This is a genomic window from Acidobacteriota bacterium (assembly GCA_003225175.1).
Classification (GTDB): Bacteria; Acidobacteriota; Terriglobia; order Terriglobales; family Acidobacteriaceae; genus Gp1-AA112.
The window spans coordinates 88129-111170 of sequence record QIBA01000036.1 but is presented as its reverse complement, the minus strand read 5'-3'; the positions used below and the strand labels follow the sequence as shown (position 1 = coordinate 111170).

Genomic DNA, 23042 nt, shown 5'->3' with positions numbered 1-23042 from the left:
GAACCCTGCTGAGTCCGGGCCGAAGGCCGATCTCCTGTTTCTTGCGTGTTATGGTTTAGGTACTGCCGTCATGCCCCACGAGCTTCCAAAAACCTATGACCCAAGCGCCATCGAGCCGCGCTGGGCCGAGTACTGGGTGAACGAGAGGCTTTTTCACGTTGAGACTCCGTCCAAGGACGCACCAGCGGCGTTCACGATTCTGCTGCCTCCGCCAAACGTGACCGGCAATCTGCACATGGGGCACATGTTCGAGCACACCGAGTCGGACATTCTTGTGCGTTGGCGGCGAATGCGTGGTGAAATCACGCTCTGGATTCCCGGTACAGACCACGCCGGCATTGCGACGCAGATGCTGGTTGAGCGACAGCTCGCAAGCGAAGGGACAAAACGCGCCGACCTTGGACGTGAGAAGTTCGTCGAACGCGTGTGGGAGTGGCGTCGCCTCTACGGCGGCAACATTCTCAAGCAGATGAAGAGGCTCGGCGATTCTGTTGACTGGTCGCGCGAGTACTTCACCATGAACGAAAACCTCAACCGTGCCGTGCGCGAGGTTTTCGTGCGTCTTTGGGAACAGGGACTTATTTATCGCGGTGAGTACATCGTGAACTGGTGCCCGCGATGCCTGACTGCGATCTCCGACCTGGAAGTGGTTCACGAGGAGCAGCAGGGCAAGCTCTACGAAATTCGTTATCCGTTGGCTGACGGCAGTGGCTCGATTCACATCGCTACCACGCGTCCTGAAACGATGTTAGGCGATGTTGCCGTGGCCGTGAGTCCAAATGATGAGCGATACCGCGAGTTGATTGGCAAGAAGTTGCGGCTTCCGCTGATCAATCGCGAGATCCCGATTATTGCCGATGAACTCGCGAATCCCGAATTCGGGACAGGTGCGGTGAAGGTGACGCCTGCGCATGATCCGAACGACTTCGTGATCGGCAAACGACACAACCTGCCGATGTTGAAGATCATGGACGAGCTCGCGCGCATCAACCAGAACGGTGCCACCTATGCCGGGCTCGATCGCTACGAAGCGCGCAAGCGAGTGCTCGCTGATCTTGAGATCCAAGGATTCCTGGTGAACGCCAAGGATCACGTGCTCTCGATCGGCAAGTGCAGCCGCAGCATGGATGTTGTCGAGCCCAGCCTCTCGATGCAGTGGTTCGTCAAGATTCAGCCGCTGGCAGACAGGGCGATCGCCGCGGTCATGAATGGTCACATTTGCTTCACGCCGGAGAATTACAAGACCGTCTACTTGAACTGGATGAATAAGATCTACGACTGGTGCATCTCGCGCCAGCTCTGGTGGGGACATCGCATTCCAGCCTGGTACTGCACGAATAACGGATGCGCGCATTCGAAGAGCGACTTGAACTCTCAGCCCATTGTGGGTCGCGAAGATCCATTCAAGTGCCCCGCCTGTGGCTTTGCCGTTGAGCAGGAAACCGACGTTCTGGACACCTGGTTCTCGTCGGCGCTGCTTCCGTTTACCTCGCTCGGCTGGCCCGAGCACACGCGCGATCTCGATGTGTTCTACCCGACGGCGCAGCTGGTTACCGGCTTCGACATCCTGTTCTTCTGGGTAGCGCGGATGATTATGATGGGCTGCCACTTCATGCAAGATATGCCGATGGGCGATGGCAGCAACCGTCCCGCTTCCGAGGCAGTTCCGTTTCGGGAGGTGTACATCCATGCGCTGGTGCGCGATGCAGATCGCCAGAAGATGTCGAAGACGAAAGGAAACGTGGTCGATCCCATCGACATCACGAACAAGTACGGCACCGATGCCGTACGTTTCACGCTCGCCTCCATGGCATCGCCCGGTACGGACATTGCCTTCAACGAGAGCCGCATTGAAGGCTATCGCAATTTTGCGAATAAGATTTGGAACGCTGCCCGCTTCATGTTCATGAACATCGACAAGGCAACCGAGGCGGGAGCATGGAAGCAGGAGGAACTCTCGTGGCTTGTGAGCGGCGCGTACAAACTGGATAGCTCAGCTCCGCTCGTGGATCGCTGGATCGAAGCGCGTTTTCAGCAGACGACTCAGGACATGAATGCCGCTCTCGGCCACTATCGCTTTGACGAAGCCGCGAATATGGTCTACCAGTTCTTCTGGGGCGACCTATGCGCCTGGTACATTGAGGCCGTAAAGCTGCGCTCGCATTTCTCTGGCGGCGCTCGGGCGCAAGCACAAGCTGCGCTCAATCAGCTAGTCAGGATGTTTGAGGGTTCGCTGCGGCTGCTGTCACCATTCATGCCATTCATTACTGAGGAAATCTGGCATGCGCTGTGGCAACAAAAGGCACCAGCAAAGTCCATTGCACTTACACGTTTCCCGCTTGGCGCCGAACTCGGCAAGGCAGACGTCGCGACTATCGATCAGATGGAGATCATTAAGCGGCTCATCGAGGGCATTCGCAACCGGCGGGCAGAACTGAAGGTTGCGCCAAAAGAAAAGATCACTGTGCGCATCTTTACGGAAGCTTCGACTCGAGCGCTGATCGATTCGAATCGGAATTTGATCGGACAAGGCGCTGACGTGGATCATATCGAATTCAGCCCTGAGAGCATGGCGAAGGTGCCAGGTGTGCAAACGACCAACGCCTTTGAGGTGCTTGTTGTCTATGAACGGAAGATCGATATCGCCGCTGAGCGCAACCGTCTTTCCAAAGAACTGGAAAAACTTGAGTCGGAACGCGGCAACACAGAGCGCCAGTTAAGCAACCAAGGCTTCCTCGCCAAGGCGCCAGCTACCGTTATCGAGGGCTTGCGCAGGCGCCACGCCGAACTGGAGCAACTCGTTCCCAAAACGAGGGTGGCGCTGCAAGAACTGGAAAAGAGTCCGGCGAGCGGACCTAACGGAACACACGGATAAGGGTCTACCTTCGTCCTGAAGAATTGAGGCTATCGAACTCCGGGGCTTAGCTCCGAACCCGCGATTCTGCCGCTTTCTTTTCGAGCAACGACAACGCATACGGCACGCTGAACAAAATCGGTGTGTAGATCAGGTCAGAGGCAAACGTTCCTCGGAAGAATGGAATCGCCAGCGTGTAGCACTGTACCAGCCCCGCAAGTGTCTTCGGATACATGTTCTGGAAGAGCCATGTAGCGAAGTTGCTGACCAGGAAGAACGAAATTGCAGAAGCAAGAGAGGCGCCAACCACGCGCAGAGGTTCGACTCTCCGAACGAGCGCACGTCCAATCACCATTGCCGCCACGTACCATGCCCACGTCACGATGTGATCGGCTCCGACGTGCATGCGGTAATGAACCGTGGTGAGATAGACGTCTGCCGAGGCCAGCAGAAGCAGTGGCGCGATCCACTCTCGCTTTGGACGCTTGGCGCCGAAGAACAGCAGCGCTGCGCCGAGCGGGGTGAGGTGCCAAGGATGCGGCAGTAAACGAACTACTACAGCCAGAACAATGAATAGATAAGCCAACATAGTGAGCCTCGCGCGAAGCTTTATTCTCCGTTTCGCCGCGGGAAACGTCAACTGTTTGGGTGGTGATCCGGAAGGTGCGGCGATTCTCGTCGCATCGCCAGTCTGGTTTCACCATAGGGATTCCTTGCCTGGCGGCTTGGAATAGCATCGAAAGCGTTACGGCTTCTCCTCACGGTTACCCATTCGCATCAGCACCACGTGCAGCTGTTCATTGAGAAACACATCGGCGCTCAGCGGAGGACGTCCGCGAGGCTCTCCGGGAATCTGGAAGCCAATGTAGCTGAAGCGCAGGTCGCGAAAGCGTACATCATAGCCTTGCTCCGGAGGCGGAAGGTGTTGGTTCTCAACGTAAGCAAAGCGCGCCCAATCGAGATATACGCGGCCTAAAAGCGAGCGCTTGGCCGCGAGCGTCGCCGGAGTCTCCGCCGGCTTGTACAGAATCTTGGCGTGCGCTAGCGGATCAAACGTGGTCGCGCCTAAATCAACTGGGACCTCGGCGTAGTAGTTTTCTGTTTCGACAATGCCAGCCCAGGAGAACGGATTCACAGCGTAAGGCATTGCCCCCGTTCTCTTGAGGACCTCCCCCTGGTAGTCGGCCGAATTGAGCAGCGTGATGGCCCTGCGGTGGTGATAGTCGCGCACCCACCATATTCCGCAGACTGCAAGCAGCGCGCAAATCGCGCTGCGGCGCCCACGAAACATCTCGCGATGAGCGCCGATCTCGCCGCTGACGAGTCCGAAGATTGCGGGGATCAGCAGACCAAGCAGCAATGCTGCAAGCATCACCGGCTCGAGGATGAAGACGATGTCCCACGAGTACCAGCGCCAGTTGAATGGCAGAAACGGCCGGACGCCGTAGTTGTTAGTGAAATCGAGCAGAATGTGGCTGAGAACGGCCAGAATCCCAAAAAGGAACAGCAATCCCCAGCGCGGCGCGAGGGGAGGAGATTTGCCGCGATTCACTCGCCAGCGATGAAATGCGTAGACGAAGCCGAGCACGATTGCAGAATCTACGGGTGCTCCGATGAAGGAATGGGTAAAACCGCGATGGGTAGCCATCGCTCTCACCGGTCCATCGAAACTCCAAAGTACGTCCACATCGGGGAATTCTGCGGCGAGAGTGACCATCAATGTCGCGTAACCGGTAGTCCGGTTGAGTCCTGCGCGTCCGATACATGCGCCGGTAAGAAAGTGAGTGATCGGTTCCATACAGGGACTTTCTCAGTAATCTAACAAGTCCCCGCAATTCGTGAAACTTTCGTTATGCGCAGGAGATTGGGACAGCAAACAAACCTAGAACTATTCCTGATACAGCGCAACTGCCAGCAGTGCGCCCGCGACGAAGGCGATTGCCAACACCGGCACAATGATCGCACTTGATTCCAGATGCGCGCGCGCCGGCGCTCGCCACAACCAGTGACGTTCAGTGCGCAGGATCAACGTCGGATCGCCCGGGTGCTCGATCTGCCATTGCGGTACAGCAATGAAGAAAGCTGCGGCTGGAATACAGAGAACCAGGATGAGCACCACCGATAGCGTTCGCCGGTTCACGCGAAAAAGTATCAAGCCAGCTCGCATACGTCTCGATAGCACTTTGGTGGGACCGGTCGTAAATCCGCGATTAGCGGTACACTGTTCGGTTTTAAATTCTTTCATTCACCGAGGTGGGAATGAAGCTTCGCCTGCTACTCATGCTGCTCGCCCTCGCATTTGCTGGCGTCTATTTGGCCGGACAAAGTGCACCGAAGCACTCCAGTTCGTCCCAGAATTCTTCTGGAAAGATACCGGAGATTCACGCGTTTGATCTGTCGGCCATGGATCGGACTGCTGACCCTTGCAAAGATTTTTACCAATTTGTGTGTGGCAATTGGGTCAAGAACAATGCCATTCCGCCAGATCAGGGACGCTGGGGACGTTTCAATGAACTCGCAGAGCGCAATCGTCTCATCGCGAAGGAGATTTTGGAGAGGGCGTCAGTTAACGATCTCAAGCGAGACTCGATCCATCAGAAGATTGGCGATTACTACCAAGCCTGCATGGACGAAAACGCCGTAAATCAGAAAGGCCTCAAGCCGCTGCAGCCGGAGCTGGATCGTATCAACGGCGTGAGTGATCGCGATAGCGCACTTGCCGAACTCGCGCATCTGCACGAACTGGGCGTGCGGGGCGCAGTGTTTTTCTTCACCTCAAACTCCGATCTGCACAATGCGAATAATGTAATCGCGTATGTGGATCAGGGCGGCCTTGGTCTTCCCGACCGGGACGACTACCTCAAGGACGATGCCAACTCCAAAGAGAAGCGCGAAAAGTATCTGGCTCACGTAACAAACATCCTCAAGTTGTCAGGCGATGGCCAGGCTGACACTGACGCTCAGAAAGTGGTGGCGCTCGAAACTAAGCTCGCCGAAGCATCTATGGATCGCATCGAACGGCGCAAACCTGAGAATCGCGATCACAAGATGACGCTGGCAGAATTCACCGCGATAACGCCGAACATCGAATTCACGCATTTCCTGAAAGGGACCACCGCGCCTGCTTTCGATTCGCTGAACGTTGCCAATCCCGAATTCTTCAAGCAACTGAACAATCTTGCGGATTCAGTTCCGCTGGAAGATTGGAAAGCGTACTTCCGCTGGCACCTGATCCATGAGTTTGCCGGAGTATTGTCTGATTCTTTCGTGCAGGAAAACTTCAGCTTCTATGAAAAATACCTCGGCGGTGCCAAAGAGCTCCAGGCGCGCTGGAAGCGCTGCGAGCGCCTGACCGACCAGCAGCTTGGCGAAGCGCTGGGCCAGCCATATGTGGCGCAGGAATTCACTCCGGCTGAGAAAGCTCGCATGTTGAAGATGGTGAACGCTATCGAAACGGCACTTAAACAAGACATTGAGAGTCTTGATTGGATGACTCCGGAAACGAAAAAGCAGGCGCTGCTGAAACTGGCCGCCATACGCAACAAGATTGGATATCCGAGCAAATGGCGCGATTATTCGAAGCTGAATATCGTGCGCGGCGATCTCCTTGGAAACGTGGAGCGCGCGAATACGTTTGAGGTGAATCGTCAGCTTGCGAAGATAGGCAAGCCACTCGATCGCACTGAATTCGGTATGACACCACCGACAGTGAATGCCTACTACAGTCCGGCTTATAATGACATTAACTTCCCAGCAGGAATTCTCCAGCCGCCATTTTTCGACAAAAGCGTAGACGACGCGGTGAATTTTGGCGCCATTGGAGTCGTGATCGGTCACGAACTGACGCACGGATTCGACGATCAGGGCCGCAAGTTCGATCCCGAAGGCAATCTGCGCGACTGGTGGACTCCGCAAGACGCGAAGGCCTTCGAAGAGCGTGTCTCGTGCATCGACCAGGAATATTCGTCTTTCGAGCCACTTCCCGGGCTACATGTTCGGGGCAAGCTGACATTAGGGGAAAATACGGCCGACAATGGCGGCATGCGTGTAGCCTTGCGAGCGCTGCACAACACTCAGGCCGCTGAAGGTAAGACTGGAAAAAGTGGCGCTCAGGAGGACAGCACTAAGACAATCAAAGGCTTCACTCCAGAGCAACGCGCGTTTATTGGTTACGGTCAGGTGTGGTGCGAGAACCAGACCGAGGCGGCTCTGCGTCAGCAAGTACAAACGAACCCGCATTCACCCGGACGCTTCCGCGTGGATGGCGTCATGCAGAACAGCGAAGACTTCGCCAAGGCCTTCAGCTGCCACAAGGGGCAGCCGATGGTCAGTGAGAACGCTTGTCGGGTTTGGTGAAGGTCGCCGGTAATCGATAATCATTTGGCAGTGAACCATGGTGCCCGGTCGAATTGGCCGGGCATTTCTGTTGCGGACGCGTTGAAATTTTTGCATCGTGCCAATTCCCTGCTTCATGGAATCCAGCCGGGAAGTTTTCCCGGAAGGAAAATTTCTTAACGTCAGGCCCGCATGGATACGGAAGATTCTGAAAACCTGAGGCAATTTGAGGGAATTCGAGAATCTGGCCATTGCATTTTTTCGATCATCCGTTCCCTGCAATCTGTCGATTTGCTCGTGCCCACTCGTCGTACGGGTAGGAGAGGTTATGCAATATCTGTTGCTGATCTACCAGACCGAATTGGAGTGGGAAAAGCTTGATCCGCCACAACAGGCGAGCGTTTACCGGGAGTACCGCGAGCTTATTCAGCAGCTCGCTGGAGCGGGAAAATTCATCGCTGGTGACGAGCTCAAACCTACGACAACAGCCACAACGGTACGGGTACGCGATGGGCATCAAACCATTACGGATGGTCCTTTTGCCGAAACAAAGGAACAACTGGCCGGCTACTTTCTGGTGAATGCCAGCGATCTCAATGAGGCCATTACTATCGCTGCCCAGATTCCCAGCGCACGCGACGGATCCATCGAGATTCGGCCGGTGGTAGCGCAAGAGAAGACGAGACAAGGGTCGCAATGAATCGACGGTCAACCCCAGCACTTATTGCATTAGCGAGGTTACCGCCACCAATCCCGTCGACTCTGCCTGTTCATGCGCATGATAGCTGGAGCGCACCAGCGGCCCTGACTCCACGTGGCGGAAGCCCATCTTGAGGGCTTCTTCTTTCATGAGGCGAAATTCATCAGGATGGTAGTAGCGCGTCATTGGCAGGTGATCGCGTGAGGGACGCAGATATTGCCCGATGGTGAGGATGTTGACTTTGATCGCTGCGAGATCGCGGAATACTTCAAGCAGCTCGTCCATGGTTTCGCCGATGCCGACCATCACTCCGGTCTTTGAGACCATGCTGGGCGCAAATTTCTTAACGTTTTCCAGCAGCTTGAGCGTGCGCTGGTAGCGTGCGCCGGAGCGCACGGCACGATAGAGACGCGGCACCGTCTCAGTGTTGTGATTCAGCACCTCGGGACGGGCTTCGAGAACAATGTTCAGTGCATCTTCGCGGCCCTGGAAGTCTGGAATCAGCACTTCCATCTGGCACCCAGGAGCTTGCAGTCTGATTTCGCGAATTGTATCGGCAAAAACCTTGGCTGCTCCGATATTGTCGTCATCGCGATTCACGCTCGTGATGACGGCATGTTTCAAGCCCAGTGTTGCAACGGCTTCGGCCACGCGGCGCGGCTCGTCGAAATCAATCGCTTTCGGCTTGCCTTTGGGAACCGCGCAGAATCCGCAACGGCGAGTGCACAAATTCCCAAGCAGCATGAAAGTCGCCGTGCGGTGGTTCCAGCATTCGCCGATGTTGGGACACTGCGCTGACTCACACACGGTGTGCAACTCGAGTTTGCGCGCGAGCTTTTTGAGCTCGTGATAGTTGTCTCCCATCGGCGCGCGCGCCTTCAGCCATTCAGGCTTGGGCTTCGGCACACGTGGCGCAAGATCGATTTGAACGAGTTGGGATGTCGCAGACATCGGTTGTCTTTATTGTACCTGTGGGCACTGTTGGAGCTGCTTGCAGGGGTGCAAGCGCAAACCCAAAAACTCACGCAGATGAACGCAGATTTGTGGATTCACGCAGATCAGATGGCGTTTCACGCGAGTACGCTACAAGGTGTGCAGGAACGCCATCAAGTCATTAAGCTGCTTCTCATCCAGTACAGCATTGAAGGGCGGCATGTTGCGGCGGCCCGTCATGATCGTCTCTCGCACATGTGGGTCAGTTGCCGGCATTCCGCTGGGAAGAGCTTGCTTGCGGAACATGCCAACAAGAGGCGGCCCTTGCAGTGGCTCCTCTTTGTAGGCGTTGTGACAGATGGCGCAGCTCGCTTGAAAAACCTCGCGTCCATGTTGCTCTTCGATGGTTAACGGGTGCCGGGAGGCGGAGGATGACGAATCGCAGGCTGTAAGGCTGAACGCGATGATGGAGAGTGAAGCGGCTAGTAGGCGCTTATAGTGGAGTCTCAATCATCTATTATCAACGGTGCAGCATGGGCTGCAAAGGAGTCACGTGGATGCGGCCGCCCTCGGCACGGTGTTTGCATCTGGAAACACGCGTTCTAAGGGTACCAGGATCAAGTTTCCTCAAAAGAATACGATTCGAACCAGAGTCAAAACCCGGCCGAGGGCGGCCGGATCCACGATATGGTGCTCTTTCCTATTACCGACGAAAAGCTCTCGGCAACACCCAGCGCGCCCTGGCCTGCGATTCAGTCACGGCTGAAGCAAACCGCGTCTGATTACTGGCTTGTTACGCAGCCTTCACACGCAGCTCTTGCCGGAGACTTAGCAGCGAGTCTACACGACGATTTATTCGGCCCGATTGATAAGACAGTCGCGCGTTCCATCGCGCTGCACGATACCGGATGGAGCATGGATGACGCCGAGCAGATTCAGCGCCTCCGGCTCCAGCCGAAGCAAAAGCCTTCAAGTTTTCTCGACGTCTCGGTCGATCGTTTTCTTCAGGCGTGGACTGGATCCATCGAGACTGCTGCGAAATTTGCTCCGATTGGCGGATATTTAGTGAGCCGGCATTTCGAGAGATTGTCGCTTTTTGCCGAGCAGAGAGCGGAAGCTCAGGTAGAAGCATTTCGCAAACGGGAAAAACAGCGACAACAGAAATTGAAGGCCAGGGTTGATCGAGATGAATCCTCTCTGGAAGGACTCGTCGATGCCCTGCAATTTTGCGATGCGCTTTCCCTGTACCTGTGTTGTGGCTCCTCACAAACCGTTAAGTTCGAGAAGCCGACAATTACGGTCACCCGCAAAGGAGACGAGTGCCGCCTCACTCCATCCCCATTTCGGGAATCCAAGCAGTTCAGTTTTTCCGCTTTGAGGCATCCGGTTGTGGACGGCAAAAAGGGACAATCGGGCGCCACGTTTTATCTCAACCTCTAACCATCTCCGAAGCTGTCCGTATATTAAAAATCAGCGCAAAAGCAAAGAGCCGGGCAGGTTCTCCCGGCTCGTCCTTGCATGTCCTGTCCGTCAGCCTCACCGCCAGCGGAGCGGAACAATCTTGTTTGACCGGATTACATCACCATGGCAAGGCTCTCGAGTTCGCGCTGCAGTACATCAATCGAGCAGCCCGATTCCTCGACGCGCGTAGCCGCATCAACGGCCGCATCCGAAGATACGCCGTAGCCACGGCCTGACAGAAACACGTGGAACAGCTCTGCCGCCTGCCATGAATCCAGCCCATTCTGCATTAGTTCGTTACGCAGAGCGGATAATTCGGCGATTGAGAACTTTTCCACCATCATTTTCAGGTCACCTCCGACCCTACTTTTGCTACCTGCAACATTAGACTCAGTTGGCTTGACATTTGTTGCAGATTCGTTTCCAGCTGGTCACGAAAGTAAGTATCTGTGGTGCTATGACTTAGGTTGCCTGCCTCATTACTTTCGTCCCGCTACCTCTTCGACCCGCATATTAACTGTACGTAAGCAACGCCAGCTCGGTTTCTGAAGAGCACAGCGAACAGCGGACAGGTTACAGTGGACAGGGCGGCATCTCTTGACTCCAGGCATCTCGGAAAACGCGTAACCGCAATGCCTTTCGAATCGCCGAAAGAGATTTCCTCCACGTCCTCCCTTCCGGTGCCCTGTCCGCTGTAAACCGTCCCGAATTTTCTGCGATTCTTACTGCAGTTTTCCTATTTCGGGACTGTAGCCGTTCACATCGGCAATTTTGCTGATATGAAGATCGAACCCAGTGCCCGGCAGCAACGACGCCAAAGTGAACAGCTTGAAATTCGGCGCGATCGTCTCGGACTGCCGATAAATACCGGGCTCGTTCTCGATTACCTCTCGATTGCCCTCGGTTCGATCCAGGAACTGCTGCGCGTCGGAAACCGTTGCCGGTTTGGCAGCGCGTTGAGTCGTGATGGCTTCGGCCGCGTAAGAACGCACCAGCTTTGGCCAATACTTCTCGAGCAATGCTGTGCTGGCGAAAAGGTCGGCCCATATGAGTCTTCCGCAAATCGCGACAACCACACCAACTGCGTGCTGATCGCGGAGCTGGCTGATCGAAGAGCTATAGGACTGCTCAACCGGAGCAGCTTGATCGGCGATAGCTTTGCGCACTCGTTCGTCGTTGAAGGTTTTTGCATAGGAGGAAGGAGGGTGTCCCGGCATGGCTGCAGGACTGCCGGCTAGCGCCCCAGCGATTGCGCCGTTCGCCTCACCCACCGAACTCCAGACCCGATGCTGATCCTGCGCGACCATAGCTTCCTTGCGCACGCTCGGCTGAGCCATCTGCGATTTCATCGTGGAGAACTGAGCCGACGTTTCCGTCCAGCGCCCTGGCTCGACGCAAAAAACTCCGAAATCTACGGGATCGCTCTCAGCCGGAATTACGCGATCTTTAGCAACCACTCGGTCCTGCTTTCCTCCAATGACAATCTCTCCCGCAAGCAGGATGAGCGGCCGCTTGGAATTGTTCACCAGAACGAGGGTGTTCACCTGCGCTCGGGATACAGGAATTCGGTGCTGCGGACCTCGAATAAGTCCGCTCGTGCGGCCACCCTCGGTGACGACAACCTCTCCGGATCGAATTCCCTCATCGAGGGTGATGAAGCGGCTGGTATCGTGAGTGATCGAAGTCACGACGGGAAAAATTGTGAGATTTCCGTGTGAGATTGGGTTTAAGACTTTGTAATTTGGACTTGCAGTGCCACCCCACACCAACGATGAACACGCAAATGTGACAACCAGAACCCCTAGGCCAAATCGGGAAAACGCAGACCGGGACATGGCTCTCCTCCGGTGGCGGGCAGAGGCTTTGGGGGCGAGCCCTGCGCGTCGATGAGAGAAGAACGTCGATGGAGCATGGGCTTGCAAAGAAATTTGCTACCATCCGCCTTGGCCACAAGTCTTGGTGAATCATGTCTGTAGTTCAGACCAGCAACGCCGAAGGGGTAACCAACACCCCGATCGATGCTCGCCTTGCGGCGGAGCTCTTTGCACGCAGCGGCGGCTCGGCTTATGCGCTCACTTTGGCGCAGTTTACGGTAATCTTGCACAACGTGGTGCACCGGACCGAAGGCATAGCTGGTGCCGGTAAAGAGCAGATCAGCGCGTTTCTTGGCACGCTCAAGCTTGATGAGCTTGCCTTGGCAAATGGCTGTGCCGTTGGTAATCAACACGCCTGGGATGTGTTTCTGACTAAGTACCGCGAATCGATCTACCAGTCAGCGCGCAGCATCACTCGCAACGAGACTACCGGACGCGAGTTGGCCGACTCGCTCTATGCGGAGCTCTACGGACTTGGTCCCATGGAGGATCGGCGCTCAAAGCTGGCGCTCTACTCAGGACGAGGATCTCTCGCCGGATGGCTGCGCATGGTGCTGGCGCAGAGCTACATAAATCAGATTCGTGCCGGCAAGCGTTTCGTCAGCATTGAAGAAGAGGAAGAAGAGCACGGGAGGCAATTTCCCGCAGCGCCGGGCCCGGCTGCGTCTGCGACAGACTCAAGAATTAAGGAGGCCACGGACGAAGTTCTCACGAGCCTTTCCACCGAAGAGCGTTTTCTGCTCTCCTCCTACTTTCTAGACGGACGACGGCTAGCGGAGATAGGACGAACACTGGGTGTGCACGAGTCCACAATCAGCAGGAAAATGGACAAGCTGCTCTCTGGAATCCGTAAGCGGCTTCGCAAGGGATTGGAACGGCGTGGGATGAGCCGTCGCCAGGCGGAAGAGGCTTTGGAGATAGATGTTCGTGATTTGGAGCTGGACGTGGCGGCGCGTTTACATCCGCCGGCGGAGAACAGCCCGTAATTTTGGCGTGCGCAGTTGCAAGATTTAAGTTTTTGCACGTTCCACTATCAACGATCAGAATTGAGGCAGCTTGGATCGGTTTAGTAACATACTGAAACAGCGGCTCGATGCAATGCAATCAGCGGAGGCCGCACACCCCTCGTCGAATGCCTTGATCGCGTTTGTTGAGCAGGCTCTGACCAGCGCCCAGCACGAAACTGTGCTGGCGCACCTTTCCGTCTGCCCGGAATGTCGCCAGGCAGTAGCGCTGGCGACACCGGAAGCGGCTGTGGCAAGTGCGGAGAAGGCGAGCGTCGGGCGCGCCTCTATTTTCGAATTTCCGATGGCAATGCGTTGGGCCGGGTTGGCGGTGGGATTGGCCGTAGTAGTGGGAGTTGGTGTGATCGCTTACGAGCGCGAAGCGGGTTCCAACCCGCACGCGACGCTCAAGCTTGCACAGGAGAAAGCCCCCAATCCTCCCGTGAATCCGGAACCGGGCGTTAAAGAAAACAAAACCACAGACAAGCCGGAATTGAACGACAGGTCCTCCGCGCCTGCGGTCCAGCTACATTCGACCATCGCTCAGAAACAGGAACTCAGGCGAGACCGGGCAACGAAGTCGGCGCCGCTTGCGGGAGCCATGCCGGGCGCACTTTCAACGTCTGCACCCTTCGTTGGCAGCAAAGACGAATACGACGCCCGCGCGAAGGCTCTTCCGCCGGCGCCTGAAGCTCAATTTGCGCTTAAGCGCGATCGAGCTTCCGTCGTGCAGGAAGCGTCCGCTGCCCCCGCACCACCGCCATCTACTTCTGTGACGGCTGACGCAAACGTAGCTCAGGAGTCGGGTGGCGTCGTTGCGGGGAATCCGTCGGGAAAGCCATATGGCGAGACCTCGGAAGTGGCTGGATCCGCGAACTCAGCTTCTACGCACACTCAATTCGTACCGGCCAAAGCTCTGAACGCCGCAGCGACTCCTGGATCTGTGGCAAAGACGAAGCGTGCTTACGGCATGCTGGGATTTGTGCACTGGACGATCTCGGCCGCGGGCAAGCTTCAACGCCGCGCGCTTGACGGCACCTTGACCGTTGTCGAACCCCTATCCGGGGCGATAATCCGCGCGGTCGCGGCCGAAGGTATCGAAGTTTGGGCAGCAGGCTTGCAGTTCGCTCCCACTCCCAAAAATGTGCAACCTCGTTCGCTGCTCTTTCACAGCTCAGATGCAGGAGAATCCTGGAAGACCATCGACGGCCCTTGGCAAGGATCCATCGAGCGAGTGAACCTTGCCGGTCTCGGCAGCCTCACAGTCGTCACTACAGATGGCACGTGGAGCACGGGCGATGGCGGGAAGAGCTGGAATAGGCCGTAGCGTCTGTCCGTTAGAATTCAACTATGCCCGTTTCGCAGCAACTTCTGGATATTCTCGTCTGTCCGGCCTGTAAGCAGCCCGTGAAGCTAACCGAAAAGCAGGACGGCTTGCGATGTGGAGCCTGTGGCCGCGTGTATCCGATCGTCGAGGATATTCCCGTCATGCTCGTCGAAAAAGCAAAGCAGGGTTGATAGCCCGGTCGCCGAGCTAGTCAGCAACGTGGCTCCGCCCCCTCGGCTCGTACAAGTCGGCAATCCCCTAGTTTGCAGTGATACGACTAACTCGGCATACTGCCAGATTTTTCAATTCGCATTGCGTTTCTTGCTTGAATAGATCGCGTTTATTCGTCAACGCTTGTACCGGCCGAGACTACCGGAACTACGCTGGCTCCTTGGTGAATACACGTTGGCTTTTGGATGAATACATAAGAGCTACTCGTTTAAACTGATCGTTCATGCCAACGGAGACTTCACACGCTCTAGCCGTCATACTCGACGGCACCAGGATCGCTGCGCAAATCAAAGAGGAAGTGGCTGCGCAGGTAAAGGAACTAGCGGCCCAAGGCATTCGGCCCGGCTTGGCGGCTGTCTTGGCTGGGAATGATCCTGCCTCCGAGATCTACGTTCGCAACAAGGTACGGGCATGCGAGCACCTTGGCATTTACAGCGACAGATTCATGCCGCCAGCTTCAGTGACAACCGATGAAATGCTCAAGCTCGTCAACGACCTGAATCGCCGCGATGACATTGACGGCATCCTCGTGCAGCTCCCATTGCCGCCGCAGGTGGATTCAAAACGAGTGCTGCTCGCGGTCTCGCCCGAGAAAGATGTTGATGGTTTTCATCCAGTGAACGTCGGGAATCTGTCTACGCAGCGTCCCGGGTTGATTCCCTGCACGCCCGCAGGAGTGATCGAGATCCTCAAGCGCAGCAACATCGAAATCTTCGGACGCGACGCAGTCGTGTTGGGCCGCAGTGACATCGTTGGCAAGCCGGTGGCGATGATGCTCATCAACAGCAACGCCACGGTGATGGTCTGTCACAGCCGCACGGTCGACCTTGCGGCACATACGAGACAGGCCGACATTCTCGTTGCGGCGATCGGCAAGCCAGCGCTGGTCACGCCAGACATGGTCAAGCCAGGAGCCGCCGTTATTGATGTAGGAATTAATCGCGTGATGGACAAGCAGAAGGTGCGCGAATACTTCGGCGACGATTCCAAGCGTCAGGAAGAGTTCGCGAAAAAGGGATCAACGCTGGTGGGTGACGTTCATCCGCGCGTTGCTGAAGTTGCCGGTGCTATCACTCCAGTGCCCGGCGGCGTCGGCCCGCTAACGATCGCGATGCTCATGTCCAACACCGTCAAGGCTGCGCGTTTGCGTCGCGGGCTACCGGTTCAATGAGTTTGCGCGTCGGTCTCACCGGCGGATTGGCGAGTGGTAAGACGACTGTTGCAAAAATGTTCGCAGACCGCGGGGCCCACGTGCTGTACGCCGACAAGGTTGGTCACGAGCTAATGGAACCCGGCGAACCTGTATACGAAGAGATCATTAAACTTTTCGGCAAGTCTATCGTCAATCCTGACAAGAGCATCAACCGCGCAACACTGGCTGAAATCGCATTTGGCAGCGGGCGAATCGAAGAGTTGAATCGGGTCGTGCATCCGGCAGTCGCAGCCCGGCTGGAGCGTTGGATAGAGGAGATGTCAGAGTTCGATCCACGCGCGGTGCTCATATTCGAAGCTGCGCTCATTCTTGAAGCGGGAATGGGAAAGCATTTCGACAAGCTGCTTGTCGTCAACAGCAATCCGCAGCAAAAACTCGAGCGTTTTGCGACTCGCACTGTCAGTACTGATAGCGAATTGGAACATGCTAGAGCGCTCGTCGAAGCTGAACGGCGAATCGGAGCGCAATTATCCGATCAGGAAAAGATCACAGCGGCAGACTATGTGATCGACAATTCCGGTGACTTTTCGCAAACCGAGCGCCAGGTCAGCAGGATTTACAAGGAGCTTCAACAGCTAGCAGCGCGAAGGGGAATTCACTCTTCGATTTAGTCCGTTGCATCAGATTATGTGGTTCCGGCTGCCCTCGGCCGGTACAAGGCTAGCGATTCCTATGTGTTGGAGTAACAGGACGAACTCGGCATTTTCAGCTTTTGCATGAAAGGGATCCTTTCGCTGTTACGACGCATGGGTTACGCAAACCTTGTGCCGGCCGAGGGCGGCCGAAACCACGTAACCTCAGATTGAGGTGACAAGCAGGTTTCTGATGAAAACGTTACGTCCACTAGTCTTTTCTGTTTTTTTGCTTCTTGGTTTTTATCTCGTTACCACACATGGAAATTTCGTTTTTCGCCTTCCGGTCGATAAGAGCTGGATCACGCGTCCCGATAAGGTTGAAATCACTGAGGCCGCCTCGCCCGCGAGTTTCGATCCTGAAGAGCAGAACAACATCAGCGTGTATCGCAAGGTGATTCCGACAGTAGTCAACATCACCTCGACCGCCGTTGCCTTCGACTTCTTCTACGGGACGGTTCCGCAACAAGGACAAGGATCAGGATTCATCATTAATTCGGATGGCCACATCCTCACCAACAATCACGTGATCGCCGGAGCACGTCAGGTCGAGGTCACGCTTTGGAACAAGAAGAAGTATCGTGCCGAGGTCATCGGCAGTGATCGCCAGAAGGATCTGGCAGTGATTCAAATTCCCGCCAAGGGTCTCTCGGCGGCTACTCTGGGCGACTCCCACAGCCTCGAGGTGGGACAAAAGGTTTATGCCATAGGAAATCCTTTTGGGCTCAGCGGGACTATGACTCGCGGCATCATCAGTTCCATCCGCTCGGTACGCGGACCAGAAGGAACGGGGATCGATGAAGCCATTCAGACCGATGCAGCTATCAACCCCGGAAACTCGGGAGGTCCGCTGCTGAACTCGCGTGGCGAGGTAATTGGTATCAACAGCATGATTCTGACTGGGGGTGCGGAACAGAGCGCAGGCGTAGGCTTTGCCATTCCCATTAACTCAGCAAAAGCCGTGCTCAATGACCTGGTACAGTTCGGGCGAGTCCGTCGTCCCAGTCTGGGAATCGCCGGATTGCTCCCAATTGGCCCCGAGCTGGCCGACCAAATGGGACTCGCTGCCGATTCCGGCGTGCTCATTCAACAGGTAGTTCCCGGCGGCGCTGCTGATAGAGCCGGCATACGTGGCGGTCGTGAAAGGGCCTATCTCGGGAATACGCCGATCTATATCGGCGGAGATCTCATCGTCCAGATCGATGACCAGGACATCGAGACGCCGCAGGACATCCAAAACGTACTGGACAATCATCACTCCGGTGATACTGTGAGAGTAACGGTCTATCGTGGCAAACAGAGACTCACGCTGAAGGTGACGCTTGACGAGCTGCGGGGAGCGCAGAGAGCAACCTAGGGCGCAATAATTAAGGAGCGGCGCGCGCCCTCGCGCGGGTTTTGAGGTTCGGTTAGGGCCAGTGAAATCCAAGAAGAAATAGTCACGGCTCGGGTTGGCGCGAGAGTTGCAGAAACACCCGCGCGAGCGCGGGCGTCGGCCCCTGTTCCAGGGAACTATCAGCCTCTCCTGTACAATTTCGCGGGTGACAATTCGCGCTCGTTTTCTTGTCTTTCTTCTCCTCGTCAGCTTCCTCGTTTCAGTCATAAACAGTCAACAGCTCGATCCCAAGCTCTATCAGGGGCTTCATTGGCGGCTGGTCGGTCCGTTTCGTGGTGGACGCACCGTCTCCGTCGCGGGCATTCCTGGCAATCCTAACGTCTATTACTTCGGCGCCGTTGGTGGTGGGGTTTGGAAGACAACTAACGGTGGTGTCACTTGGAATCCAGTCTTCGATGCCCAGAGCATCGCCTCGATTGGCGCCATCGCTCTCGCAGCTTCTGATCCGAACACTATCTACGTCGGCACCGGCGAGCCCGATCTGCGATCTGATCTCTCTCCCGGCAATGGAATCTATAAGAGTACCGACGCAGGCGTTACATGGCAGCACTTCGGGCTCGAGGACTCGCGGCAGATCGCGCGAATTGTGGTTGATCCGCACGATCCAGACATCGTGCTGGTCGCGGCGGTCGGGCATGCCTACGGTGCCAATCCCGAACGAGGAGTCTTCAAGTCAATCGACGGCGGCAACAGCTGGAAAAAAGTTCTGTTCATCGACAACACGCGAGGCGCGATTGACGTCACGTTCGATCCTGACGATTCGCGCACGCTGTATGCGGCTATGTGGCACGTGCAACGTCCACCGTGGAGTCAGTATCCACCCGATAACGGCAATGGGGCGATCTACAAATCAACTGATGCCGGCGACGACTGGACAAGGGTGGACGGGGGTGGACTGCCGGCCGGCGATTGGGGGCGCGTTGGGATTCGAGTTGCCGCCGGAACTGGTGGAAAGCGCATTTACGCTCTTGTGGATCACAAAGACTCAAAGCAAGCCGGCTTTTACCGCTCAGACGATGGCGGCACTAGCTGGTCCCGAATTGGGACCGACTCGCGTATTCTCGGCAGGCTTTGGTACTTCGGTGAAGTTGCGATTGATCCTAAGAACCCCGACATTGTTTACCTTCCGAACGTGTCGCTCTATCGTACGCAGGATGCCGGCAAGAGCTGGGAGGCGATCAAGGGCGCTCCCGGAGGCGATGACTATCACGCGCTCTGGATCGATCCTACGAATCCTCAGCGGATGATCACGGGTAGCGACCAGGGAGCGACGATCAGCGTCGATGGAGGCAAGAGCTGGAGCTCCTGGTACAACCAGCCGACGGCGCAGTTCTACCACGTGATTACGGACGACGAGTTTCCGTACCACATCTATGGTTCGCAGCAGGATAGCGGCACCGTATCCACCGCGAGCCGCAGCGATTATGGGAGCATCACATTCCGGAACTGGTACTCGATTGGCGCAGGGGAAAGCGGCTACATATCGCCCACTCCAGATGGCAGTACTGTCTATGGCGGCGACCCGTATGGTCCAGTGATGCGCTTTGAACGGCTCACCGGCCAAACGCAAGACGTATCGCCGCAACCCGTGCAGGCCTTCGGCACAGAGATCTTTCAGCGCAAGCTGCGCGCGACGTGGACGTCGCCAATCGTGATGTCACCGCGTGATCCGAACACGGTGTACTTCGGCTCGCAGTACCTGCTGCGGTCGACGGATCGAGGCATGAGCTGGCAACACATAAGCCCTGATCTCACGGGAGCCGATCCGAACGCATCACAGTCCGGGCCGCCAACGATTGAGAACGCGAAGACGCGGGGATACGGCGCGATCTACACCGTCGCACCTTCGACTCTTGACGGCAACGTGATCTGGACCGGCAGCGATACCGGCATGATCTATCTCACGCGGGATGATGGGAAGACGTGGGAGAACGTTACGCCCTCAGGGCTGAGCGACTGGAGCAAGATCAGCCTGATTGATGCTGGACACTTTGATGCGGGAACGGCATATGCGGCCGTGGATCGTCATCGACTGGATGACATGTCGCCGTGGCTCTATCGCACACATGATTACGGAAAGACGTGGACGAAGATCGTCGACGGGATCGCTCCAAATGCATTTGCTCGCGCGGTACGTGAAGATCAGATGAGCAAGGGCCTACTCGTAACGGGAACGGAATTCGGCGTTTATTTTTCGGTCGACGATGGTTCGCATTGGAACACGCTGCAGCAGAACCTTCCGAATACCCCTGTTCACGATTTGGTTATCAAGAATAACGATGTTGTAGCGGCGACTCATGGAAGATCATTTTGGGTGCTCGACGATATCTCGCCATTGCGCGAACTCGCTCAGAAGGCAGGTAGTACCAGCTACCTGTTTAGACCGGCGTTGGCCGTCAGAGTTCGCCGCAGCGTGAACAATGACACACCTCTTGCTCCGGAGGAACCGCAAGGCGAGAATCCTCCTGCAGGAGCAGTGATCTACTATCGGGCGGCTCCATCGCACCAGCAAGAGATCACGCTCGAAATCCTCGACCAATCGGGCCAGCTTGTGCGCCGCTATTCGAGCAATGCCAGACCATCCACTCCGCGTACACCTCCGCCATTCCCGGATTATTGGCTCCCGAGGCCGGAGACGCTCTCTGCCGAACCCGGGATGCATCGTTTTATCTGGGATTTGCGCTACGCTCCACCGGCAGCCGGTGGCGGATATGCGATGGCGGTCGCCAATATACAGACAGAATCGTTGCCGCGGGGCCCATTGGTCGTTCCGGGATCGTATCGAATTCGCCTTACAGTTGCAGGACAAAGCTACGAGCAGCCATTAGAGGTTCGTGTTGATCCCCGCGTGAAAGCGAATGCTCAAGACTACGCCCAGCAGTTCGCGCTCGCTAAGCGCATCTACGACTCCCTACGACAGAGCAGTCAAACAGTCCGCCAAATCGATGAGCGTCGCGCCCAATTGAAGCAGCAACCCAATCCCGAATTGGATCGAAAGCTCATAGCTATCGCCGGAGTCCCGCGTGGCGAGGAGGATGAAGAAGGCGCAGCCGCTGCTAATGCCGTCACACTGCGTCGAGTGAGCACATCGCTCTCGCATTTGCTCGGAGTTGTTGAGAGCGCCGACGCTCCGCCAACAAAACAAGCAGGTGACGCAACGGCGGAGGCACTTCGCCAGATGAATGACTTGATGGCGAAGGCGAGAGAGCTGGGTTTGAAGTAGAGACGCAGCACGCTGCGTTTCGACGATGAGCGTAGTTTCTCATGCAGTCGCGTCTTCCTGAAGCGCATGGTTGGAGGCGCAGCATGCTGCGTCTCTACCGGTGTCTCTGTGCCTCTGTGGTGAACTGGCTCTTTGCAGCGCGTGCATCGAGGAAGGACTGCAGGATCAGCACTGCCGCCATTTTGTCGATCACTTGTTTGCGCCGGGAATCGCGAATGCCCGTCTCATCGAGCAGACGATGGGCCTCAGCCGTGCTCAGGCGCTCGTCCCATAAGTGAACTGGGAGTAAGAACTCCTGCTCGAGATGTCCCGCAAAATCAGCCATCTTCTCTGCCTGCGTTCCGGTCTGTCCGCTCATACGCAGCGGGTTGCCTATTACTATCTCGCTGATTTCGTATTCCGCGAGGAGCTTTCGTAATGCCGCGAGATCGTACCTTCGATTGCGGCGATGCAATGTGCTGATCCCCTGCGCGGTAAATCCCAGCGGATCGGAAACCGCAATTCCGATGCGGCGAGCGCCAACGTCAAGTCCCAAAACGCGACCAGAGCTATGGGAAGTCGCATTTTCACTATGCACCATGCTGCGATTATAGGAGAGCTCGGCATCTTACCTTCATCGGAGATTGCGATGCCCTCAAAGCCGGACTGGAAAAACCGAGAAGCACAAGAAGGGCAGCGCGGCCCCATAGCTATCGAAAATCATGCTGCCAGTCCAACTGGTAGTGAGTTGCTCGACCTTGAAGAGGGCGTCCAAGGCGTCCACGAGGAGCTTCGCAAAGCCACTATTTCTCAAATCACGCTTACGCTGCTTGCTGCTCTTGCGATCTGCTACTTTGCGAAACTCGTGCTGGTAACTATTTTCACTTCAATCCTGATTGCTTTCATTCTGGAGCCTTTGGTTCGGGGCTTCGCAAAGATCCGCATCGCTCGAACCGTTGGTTCGGCTTTGGCGGTGTTACTAGTGCTGGCGATGTTTTATGGCCTGACGTACTTCTTCTACCAGCGAGCCGTCGACTTTGTTCATCAGCTGCCGAAGATGTCTGCGGAAATCAGAAAGGTGGTTGGCAAGTATCAGCAGAATGCGGTGGACATCCGCCAGAGTGCTCAGAACGTGATTCCACCCACGACGGATGACAAGAATGCTGTGCCAGTGAAGGTTCAGCAGGAGCGGGGACTTAGTTCCTTGGTCGGCGGCGCAGAGATCGCCGACTTGGGGGAAGTACTGCTTACGGTGGCCTTCATACCCTTCCTCGTCTACTTCATGCTGACTTGGCAAGAGCATGCGAGACGGTCGACAGTGCGGCTCTTTCCGCCCCAGAATCGGCTAACCGTGTATCAGACCTTAGGGAAGATCTCCGAGATGATGAAGGGCTTCATCGTCGGCAACTTCATCATCGGCTTATTCATGGCGGTCGCCACAGGAATCGGCTTTGCCTTTTTGCATTTGCCATATTTCTATTTTCTAGGCCTCATAAGCGGATTTTTGAGCCTGGTTCCGTACCTAGGTGTCATCCTCGCCATCCTTCCGCCTGTGGCGTCAGGAGCGGGAGTGTTGCATGGCAGCGGATTCGTAATAGTTGCACTGCTGATTTTTGGCCTGCACGTATTCTCAATGAACGTGCTCTATCCCAAGGTGCTTGGCGGGCGTCTGGAGCTTAATCCGCTGGCTGTGACGTTGGGGCTGCTTACCTGGGGCTGGATTTGGGGAGCGATGGGGCTGATTCTCGCCGTTCCGGTGCTCGGGTCGATCAAGATCGTGTGCGACAACGTGGAAGGGCTTCAGCCGTTCGGCCAATTGCTCGGAGAAGGATCAGAGCGTAACAAGCAAGCTAGGGAAGCTGGCAGGTAAAGTCCCGCCT

The 23042-nt window shown here is 56.1% G+C and carries 20 protein-coding genes; 12 read left to right on the top strand and 8 right to left on the bottom strand.

The window, feature by feature from the left end:
- The first annotated feature begins 70 nt into the window (after nucleotides 1-70).
- Entirely contained in the window at nucleotides 71-2875 is a 2805-nt protein-coding gene (locus DMG62_07030; GenBank protein ID PYY23775.1) for a valine--tRNA ligase, read from the top strand.
- 46 nt (nucleotides 2876-2921) lie between these two features.
- Here DMG62_07030 and DMG62_07025 read toward each other — a convergent pair whose 3' ends face one another.
- The 3 genes from DMG62_07025 to DMG62_07015 all read right to left on the bottom strand — a co-directional run bounded on the left by DMG62_07025 (nucleotide 2922) and on the right by DMG62_07015 (nucleotide 5021).
- Complete coding sequence (locus DMG62_07025) at nucleotides 2922-3443, bottom strand: hypothetical protein (protein ID PYY23728.1); 522 nt, start codon at nucleotides 3441-3443, stop codon at nucleotides 2922-2924.
- Between the two features lie 156 nt (nucleotides 3444-3599).
- Nucleotides 3600-4652: a metal-dependent hydrolase gene (locus tag DMG62_07020; GenBank protein PYY23727.1), complete on the bottom strand. Its 1053-nt coding sequence runs from the start codon at nucleotides 4650-4652 to the stop codon at nucleotides 3600-3602.
- A 90-nt stretch (nucleotides 4653-4742) separates the two neighbouring features.
- Nucleotides 4743-5021 carry a hypothetical protein gene (locus DMG62_07015; protein PYY23726.1) on the bottom strand — a complete coding sequence of 93 codons (279 nt, stop codon included), beginning with the start codon at nucleotides 5019-5021 and terminating at the stop codon, nucleotides 4743-4745.
- A 92-nt stretch (nucleotides 5022-5113) separates the two neighbouring features.
- On the opposite strand from DMG62_07015, the gene DMG62_07010 reads away from it, so the two are divergent.
- Together DMG62_07010 and DMG62_07005 are read left to right on the top strand one after the other, a co-directional pair.
- Entirely contained in the window at nucleotides 5114-7210 is a 2097-nt protein-coding gene (locus DMG62_07010; GenBank protein ID PYY23725.1) for a M13 family peptidase, read from the top strand.
- A 307-nt stretch (nucleotides 7211-7517) separates the two neighbouring features.
- Nucleotides 7518-7889: a hypothetical protein gene (locus DMG62_07005; protein PYY23724.1), complete on the top strand. Its 372-nt coding sequence runs from the start codon at nucleotides 7518-7520 to the stop codon at nucleotides 7887-7889.
- 21 nt (nucleotides 7890-7910) lie between these two features.
- On the opposite strand, the gene lipA is transcribed toward DMG62_07005, so the two are convergent.
- Together lipA and DMG62_06995 are read right to left on the bottom strand one after the other, a co-directional pair.
- A complete protein-coding gene (lipA, locus tag DMG62_07000) occupies nucleotides 7911-8840 on the bottom strand; it encodes a lipoyl synthase (protein PYY23723.1) in 930 nt (309 codons plus the stop codon).
- Nucleotides 8841-8972: 132 nt separating this feature from the next.
- Nucleotides 8973-9332 carry a cytochrome C gene (locus DMG62_06995; protein ID PYY23722.1) on the bottom strand — a complete coding sequence of 120 codons (360 nt, stop codon included), beginning with the start codon at nucleotides 9330-9332 and terminating at the stop codon, nucleotides 8973-8975.
- 177 nt (nucleotides 9333-9509) lie between these two features.
- Between DMG62_06995 and DMG62_06990 the strand changes: the two genes are divergently transcribed.
- A complete protein-coding gene (locus tag DMG62_06990; protein ID PYY23721.1) occupies nucleotides 9510-10262 on the top strand; it encodes a hypothetical protein in 753 nt (250 codons plus the stop codon).
- Between the two features lie 134 nt (nucleotides 10263-10396).
- Here the strand turns inward: DMG62_06990 and DMG62_06985 are convergent, their stop codons facing one another.
- Together DMG62_06985 and DMG62_06980 are read right to left on the bottom strand one after the other, a co-directional pair.
- Nucleotides 10397-10627 carry a hypothetical protein gene (locus DMG62_06985; protein PYY23720.1) on the bottom strand — a complete coding sequence of 77 codons (231 nt, stop codon included), beginning with the start codon at nucleotides 10625-10627 and terminating at the stop codon, nucleotides 10397-10399.
- 378 nt (nucleotides 10628-11005) lie between these two features.
- Nucleotides 11006-12118 carry a hypothetical protein gene (locus DMG62_06980; GenBank protein ID PYY23719.1) on the bottom strand — a complete coding sequence of 371 codons (1113 nt, stop codon included), beginning with the start codon at nucleotides 12116-12118 and terminating at the stop codon, nucleotides 11006-11008.
- 131 nt (nucleotides 12119-12249) lie between these two features.
- On the opposite strand from DMG62_06980, the gene DMG62_06975 reads away from it, so the two are divergent.
- From DMG62_06975 to DMG62_06945, 7 genes are all read left to right on the top strand, one after another.
- Entirely contained in the window at nucleotides 12250-13143 is an 894-nt protein-coding gene (locus DMG62_06975) for an RNA polymerase subunit sigma-70 (GenBank protein PYY23718.1), read from the top strand.
- A 70-nt stretch (nucleotides 13144-13213) separates the two neighbouring features.
- The gene (locus DMG62_06970; protein PYY23717.1) at nucleotides 13214-14488 is read left to right on the top strand and encodes a hypothetical protein; all 1275 of its coding nucleotides are present in this window, start codon (nucleotides 13214-13216) and stop codon (nucleotides 14486-14488) included.
- Between the two features lie 23 nt (nucleotides 14489-14511).
- Entirely contained in the window at nucleotides 14512-14679 is a 168-nt protein-coding gene (locus tag DMG62_06965) for a hypothetical protein (GenBank protein PYY23716.1), read from the top strand.
- Nucleotides 14680-14942: 263 nt separating this feature from the next.
- Complete coding sequence (locus DMG62_06960; protein PYY23715.1) at nucleotides 14943-15890, top strand: bifunctional methylenetetrahydrofolate dehydrogenase/methenyltetrahydrofolate cyclohydrolase; 948 nt, start codon at nucleotides 14943-14945, stop codon at nucleotides 15888-15890.
- A complete protein-coding gene (locus DMG62_06955) occupies nucleotides 15887-16543 on the top strand; it encodes a dephospho-CoA kinase (GenBank protein PYY23714.1) in 657 nt (218 codons plus the stop codon). The genes DMG62_06960 and DMG62_06955 overlap by 4 nt, the downstream gene beginning before the upstream one ends.
- 214 nt (nucleotides 16544-16757) lie before the next feature.
- Nucleotides 16758-17921: a peptidase S1 gene (locus tag DMG62_06950; GenBank protein ID PYY23713.1), complete on the top strand. Its 1164-nt coding sequence runs from the start codon at nucleotides 16758-16760 to the stop codon at nucleotides 17919-17921.
- A 94-nt stretch (nucleotides 17922-18015) separates the two neighbouring features.
- On the top strand, nucleotides 18016-21183 hold the full coding sequence (locus DMG62_06945; GenBank protein PYY23712.1) for a hypothetical protein: 3168 nt from the start codon (nucleotides 18016-18018) through the stop codon (nucleotides 21181-21183).
- Nucleotides 21184-21277: 94 nt separating this feature from the next.
- On the opposite strand, the gene DMG62_06940 is transcribed toward DMG62_06945, so the two are convergent.
- The gene (locus tag DMG62_06940; protein ID PYY23774.1) at nucleotides 21278-21763 is read right to left on the bottom strand and encodes a Holliday junction resolvase RuvX; all 486 of its coding nucleotides are present in this window, start codon (nucleotides 21761-21763) and stop codon (nucleotides 21278-21280) included.
- Here DMG62_06940 and DMG62_06935 point away from each other — a divergent pair.
- Complete coding sequence (locus DMG62_06935) at nucleotides 21632-23032, top strand: hypothetical protein (GenBank protein ID PYY23711.1); 1401 nt, start codon at nucleotides 21632-21634, stop codon at nucleotides 23030-23032. The two genes, DMG62_06940 and DMG62_06935, sit on opposite strands and share 132 nt — an antisense overlap.
- The last annotated feature ends 10 nt before the right edge of the window (nucleotides 23033-23042 follow it).